Genomic DNA, 5,182 nt, shown 5'->3' with positions numbered 1-5,182 from the left:
GTGGCCGTGCGCCCGCAGCCGCTCCCGGCCCTGCTCGGTCAGCAGCGCGTAGACGCCCCGGTCGTCGGTCTCGCAGGTCCGCCGCCGCACCAGCCCGGCCTTCTCCAGCTGGGTGACCTGGTAGGTCAGGCCACTCTTGGAGGTCACCACCAGTTGGGCGAGCTCGGTCATCCGCAGCTCCCCGCCGGGCGCGGCGGACAGCCGGACCAGGATCTCGTACTGCGGGTGGGACAGCCCGGCCTGCTCGCGCAGCTGCTGCTCGACCTTGCGGGCGACCAGGTTGCTCGCCTCCACGAACGTGGTCCAGGCGGCCATCTCCTCGTCGTCCAGCCAGCGCGGTTCAGCCATGCCCCGCAGCCTAGCTTGTTCAAATTTGAACCACCAGCTATGGTCGGTGTTGTTCAAATTCGAACGAGGAGGCCGCGATGACCCGGATGCCCACCCTGTACCTCAGCCACGGCGCCCCACCGCTGGCCGACGACCCGCAGTGGCCCGGCCAGCTCGCCGACTGGTCGGCCCGGCTGCCCACGCCGAAGGCGGTCCTGGTGATCTCGGCGCACTGGGAGGAAGCCCCGCTGGCCATCGGCGCCACCAGCACCACACCCCTGGTCCACGACTTCTGGGGCTTCCCCGACCGCTACTACGACGTCCAGTACGCCGCACCCGGCGCCCCGGAGCTGGCCGGGCGCGTGCGCGGCCTGCTGCGCGGCCCGGACACCCCGGTGCAGGACTTCCCGGACCGCGGCCTCGACCACGGCGCGTACGTGCCGCTGGTGGAGATGTACCCGGACGCCGACGTGCCCGTCCTGCAGATCTCGATGCCGACGCTGGAACCGGAGCGGTTGCTGCACCTGGGCCGAGCCCTCGCACCGCTGCGCGACGAGGGTGTGCTGATCGTGGGCAGCGGCTTCTTCACCCACAACCTCTCGGCGCTGCGCGAGCCGGACACGCCGAGCTGGTCGGTGGAGTTCGACGACTGGGGTCGGCAGGCACTCGAAGCGCATGACGTCGACGCCCTGCTGGACTTCCGCCACAAGGCCCCGGCCGGGAAGATCGCGCACCCGCGCACGGAGCACTTCGCACCGCTGTTCGTCACGCTCGGCGCCGCGGGCGACGACGTCACCGCGCAGCAGGTGGCCATCGACGGCTTCTGGTGGGGCCTGGCCAAGCGCTCCGTCCAGTTCGGCTGAACCGGGTCAGCGGCGGAGCTGCTGCTCGATCGTCGCGACCACTTTGGACAGCGGCTCGCGGGTCTGCTCGGTCCAGTCCGGACCGCAGCGGGGCGTCGGCGCCGACACCGACAGCGCCGCGACCACCTCCCCGGAGTGGTCCCGCACCGGCATCGCCACGCACCGGCAGCCGACGATGTACTCCTCGTCGTCCACCGCGTACCCGCGGACGCGCGCCTCCTGCACCTCGGCCAGCAGCTCCGGCAGCTCGCACACGGTGTTCTCGGTGAACCGCTCCAGCTCCACGCCCTGGTAGCGGCGCACCAGCTCCTCCTGCGACAGGCCGGACAGCAGCGCCTTGCCCAACCCGTCGGCGTGCGCGGGCAGCCGCATGCCCACCGCCGACACCAGCTTCATCGGCTGCGGTGACTCGGCGATGGCGATGTAGACGTTCTCCACCCCATCCAGCCTGGACAGCTGCACCGTCTCGCCGGTCTCCCGCGCGAGCCGGTCCATCAAGGGCAGCGCCAGGCCCACGATGTCGCGGTGCCCGGTGTAGCCCTGGCCGACCGTCCAGGCCTTCAACCCGAGCCCGTAGGTGCGGGTGGTCGGGTCGAACTCGGCGAAGCCGCGGTGCACCAGGGTGCCGAGCAGGCCGTGCACGCTCGACAGCGGGAGCCGCAGCGTCTCGGCGATGTCGCTGAGCCGGTGCCGCCCCCGGGAGAGCAGCTCCAGGATGACCAGCGCGCGGTCGGCGGACTTGACCACGTTCGGCCCGCTGCCCGCTGGTTCAGCCGTGACGGGTTCCGACTTCACCCGACGTTCCTCCGCTCCGTTCCGGCCGCACCGACACCTGCGGCCTGCTGAACAGTACAGCGGGCGCGCGGCACCCGCGCAGCTCTTCAGCGCAGGGCGTGCGCGACAGCGGCGGCCAACCGATGTTGTTGCGGTGGAAGGCGATGTTGCCCCAGAGGCTGCGGCCGCGCGTGGCGGTGCGGATGCGGCCCAGGAGGAACGAGGTGGTGTCGGGACCGCTGATGCCCTGGTGGCTGGCCTGCTCCCAGGCCTCGGCCAGCGCCCGGTCGTGCAGCCGCGGGTCCAGCTGCTCGGTCCGGCACCGGGTTGGCCACCAGCACCGCCGACCGCAGGCCCAGCTCGTCGCGCGCGTGCACCGCGGCGGCCTCCGCTCCCCCACCGGGACGGCGAGCCCGCAGGTCCACGCGGTGTGAGCATATGGGCATGGCGCAGCCCGGATCACCGTTCCGACCGCTCGAACCCTCGATCGACCTGCCCGCGATGGAACGCCAGATCATCGAGTGGTGGGGCGCGCACGAGGTGTTCGAGCGCAGCCTGGCCCAGACCGCCGACGGCCCGCGCTGGGTGTTCTACGAGGGCCCGCCCACCGCCAACGGGCTGCCCGGCACCCACCACGTCGAGGCGCGGGTGTTCAAGGACGTCTTCCCCCGGTTCAAGACGATGAAGGGCTGCAGCGTGCCGCGCCGCGGCGGGTGGGACTGCCACGGGTTGCCGGTGGAGCTCGCCGTCGAGCAGGAGCTGGGCATCAGCGGCAAGCCCGACATCGAACGGATCGGCATCGCCGAGTTCAACGCCCGCTGCCGCGCCTCGGTGCAACGCCACGTCGGCGAGTTCGAGGCGGTCACCCGGCGGATGGGCTACTGGATCGACCTCTCCGCCGCCTACTGGACGATGGCGCCAGACTACGTCGACAGCGTGTGGTGGGCGCTAAAGCGGATCTTCGACGCGGGCCTGCTGGTCGAGGACTACCGGGTGGCCCCGTACTGCCCGCGGGACCAGACCACGCTGTCCGACCACGAGGTCGCCCAGGGCTACGAACCGGCCCACGACCCGTCGGCGTACGTGCGGTTCCCGGTGGACGGGCCGCTGGCCGGGCACCACGACGTCGACCTGCTGATCTGGACCACGACGCCGTGGACGCTGGTGGCCAACACCGCGGTCGCGGTGCACCCGGCGGTGGACTACCAGGTGGTCCGCACCGTCCGGGGCACCTCCGTGGTGGCCGAACCGCTGGTCGAGGCGGTGCTCGGCGCCGACGGCGAGGTGCTGGCGACGGTGCCGGGCACCGCGCTGGCGGGTCTGCGCTACCGCCGCCCGTTCGACCTGGTGGACATCCCCGACGCGCACTTCGTGGTGCTCGCCGAGTACGTCTCCACCGAGGACGGGACCGGGCTGGTGCACCAGGCCCCCGCGTTCGGCGCCGAGGACTTCGCGGTCTGCCGCGAGCACGGGCTGCCGGTGGTGAACCCGGTCGGGCCCGACGGCCGGTTCGCCACCGACGTCGAGCTGGTCGGCGGAATGTTCTTCAAGGACGCCGACGCGGTGCTGGTCGACGACCTCCAGCACCGCGGCCTGCTGCTGCACTACAGCACCTTCGAGCACCAGTACCCGCACTGCTGGCGCTGCCACACGCCGCTGATGTACTACGCGCAGCTGTCCTGGTACATCCGGACCACCGCGATCCGCGACGCGCTGCAACGCGAGAACGAGCGCACCACCTGGTACCCGGAGCACGTCAAGCACGGCCGCTACGGCGACTGGCTGGCCAACAACGTGGACTGGGCGCTGTCCCGGACCCGCTACTGGGGCACGCCGCTGCCGCTGTGGCGGTGCCCGGACGGCCACGTCACACCGATCGGCTCGCGCGCCGAGCTGGGCGAGCGCACCGGCCAGGACCTCACCGGGCTGGACCCGCACCGCCCGTACCTGGACGAGATCGAGTTCCCCTGCTCCACCTGCGGGCGCTCGGCCCGGCGGGTGCCCGAGGTGGTCGACGCCTGGTTCGACTCCGGTGCGATGCCCTTCGCCCAGCTCGGCTACCCGCACCGGCCGGGCAGCGTCGCGGAGCTGGCGCGCAACTACCCGGCGCAGTACATCTGCGAGGCCATCGACCAGACCCGCGGCTGGTTCTACACGCTGATGGCGATCGGCACCCTGCTGTTCGACCGCTCCGCCTACGAGAACGTCGTCTGCTTGGGGCACATCATGGCCGAGGACGGCCGCAAGATGAGCAAGCACCTCGGCAACGTGCTGGAACCGCTGCCGCTGATGGAGGAGCACGGCGCGGACGCGCTGCGGTGGTTCATGCTCTGCACCGGATCACCGTGGTCGGCGCGGCGGGTGGGGCACGGTCCGCTCCGCGAGATCGTCCGAAAGGTGCTGCTGACCTGCTGGAACACCGCGTCGTTCTTCACCCGCTACGCCGCGCTGGAGGACTGGGTCCCGGCCGACGCCGATCCGCCCGAGCAGCGCCCGGTGCTGGACCGCTGGGTCCTGGCCCAGCTCCACCGGCTGACCGCGGAGGTGGACGCGCGCCTGGAGGACTACGACACGGCCGGGGCCGGACGCGCGCTGGCGGAGTTCGTCGACGACCTGTCGAACTGGTACGTCCGCCGCTCGCGGCAGCGCTTCTGGGACGGCGACCGCAACGCGCTGTGCACCCTGCACGGATGCCTGGACGTGCTGACCCGGCTGCTCGCGCCGTTCGTGCCGTTCCTCGCCGAGCGGATCTGGCAGGACGTGGTCCGCCCGGGCATCCCGGACGCGGCGGACTCGGTGCACCTGGCGAGCTGGCCGAGCGCCGACCCGCGGCTGGTCGACGACCGCCTGCTGTCCGATGTGGACGTCGAGCGGCGGTTGGCGGAAGCGGGCCGTGCGGCGCGCAAGGCCAGCGGCATCAAGGTGCGGCAACCGCTCGGGCGGGCGCTGGTCAGCGCGGTGCTGCCGCCGGAGCTGGTCGCCGACCTGGCCGACGAGCTCAACGTGCGCCACATCGAACCGCTGGAGTCGGCGGGCGAGGTGCTGGACGTGTCGGTCAAGCCGAACTTCCGCGCCCTGGGGCGGCGGTTCGGCAACCGCACCCAGCGCGCGGCGGCCGCGGTCTCCGCCGCGAACCCAGCCGACCAGGCCCGCGACCTGCCCTCCGGCACACCCACAAAAGAGGTCGACGGGCAGGTAGAACCTCTGAGCACCGACGA

The 5,182-nt window shown here is 72.0% G+C and carries 4 protein-coding genes and 1 pseudogene; 2 read left to right on the top strand and 3 right to left on the bottom strand.

Annotated elements, in window-relative coordinates; translation table 11 throughout:
* Positions 1 to 348, bottom strand: a 348-nt coding sequence (locus tag ABT324_RS33140) for a MarR family winged helix-turn-helix transcriptional regulator (RefSeq protein WP_351185801.1), incomplete at its 3' end; no start/stop codon positions are given.
* A gap of 77 nt (positions 349 to 425) precedes the next feature.
* Between ABT324_RS33140 and ABT324_RS33135 the strand changes: the two genes are divergently transcribed.
* Positions 426 to 1,190, top strand: coding sequence for a dioxygenase family protein (locus tag ABT324_RS33135; RefSeq protein WP_351185798.1), 765 nt, complete (start codon positions 426 to 428; stop codon positions 1,188 to 1,190).
* A gap of 6 nt (positions 1,191 to 1,196) precedes the next feature.
* Here ABT324_RS33135 and ABT324_RS33130 read toward each other — a convergent pair whose 3' ends face one another.
* Complete coding sequence (locus tag ABT324_RS33130) at positions 1,197 to 1,985, bottom strand: IclR family transcriptional regulator (RefSeq protein WP_351185795.1); 789 nt, start codon at positions 1,983 to 1,985, stop codon at positions 1,197 to 1,199.
* A 121-nt stretch (positions 1,986 to 2,106) separates the two neighbouring features.
* A pseudogene (locus tag ABT324_RS33125) lies at positions 2,107 to 2,350 on the bottom strand (pseudouridine-5'-phosphate glycosidase); the annotation flags it as partial.
* A gap of 58 nt (positions 2,351 to 2,408) precedes the next feature.
* Here ABT324_RS33125 and ileS point away from each other — a divergent pair.
* On the top strand, positions 2,409 to 5,182 hold a 2,774-nt coding region (gene ileS / locus ABT324_RS33120; RefSeq protein WP_351185792.1), incomplete at its 3' end, for an isoleucine--tRNA ligase.

The sequence above is a fragment of the Saccharopolyspora sp. NPDC000359 genome, assembly GCF_040300525.1.
In the GTDB taxonomy this organism is placed as follows: domain Bacteria; phylum Actinomycetota; class Actinomycetes; order Mycobacteriales; family Pseudonocardiaceae; genus Saccharopolyspora.
The sequence above is the reverse complement of the archived record's forward strand: the minus strand, read 5'-3'. Positions and strand labels throughout refer to the sequence as shown.

Excerpts from the sequence above, each read along its gene's own strand:
- ABT324_RS33135 (WP_351185798.1), top strand. The coding sequence starts at position 426 with ATGACCCGGATGCCCACCCTGTACCTCAGCCACGGCGCCCCACCGCTG.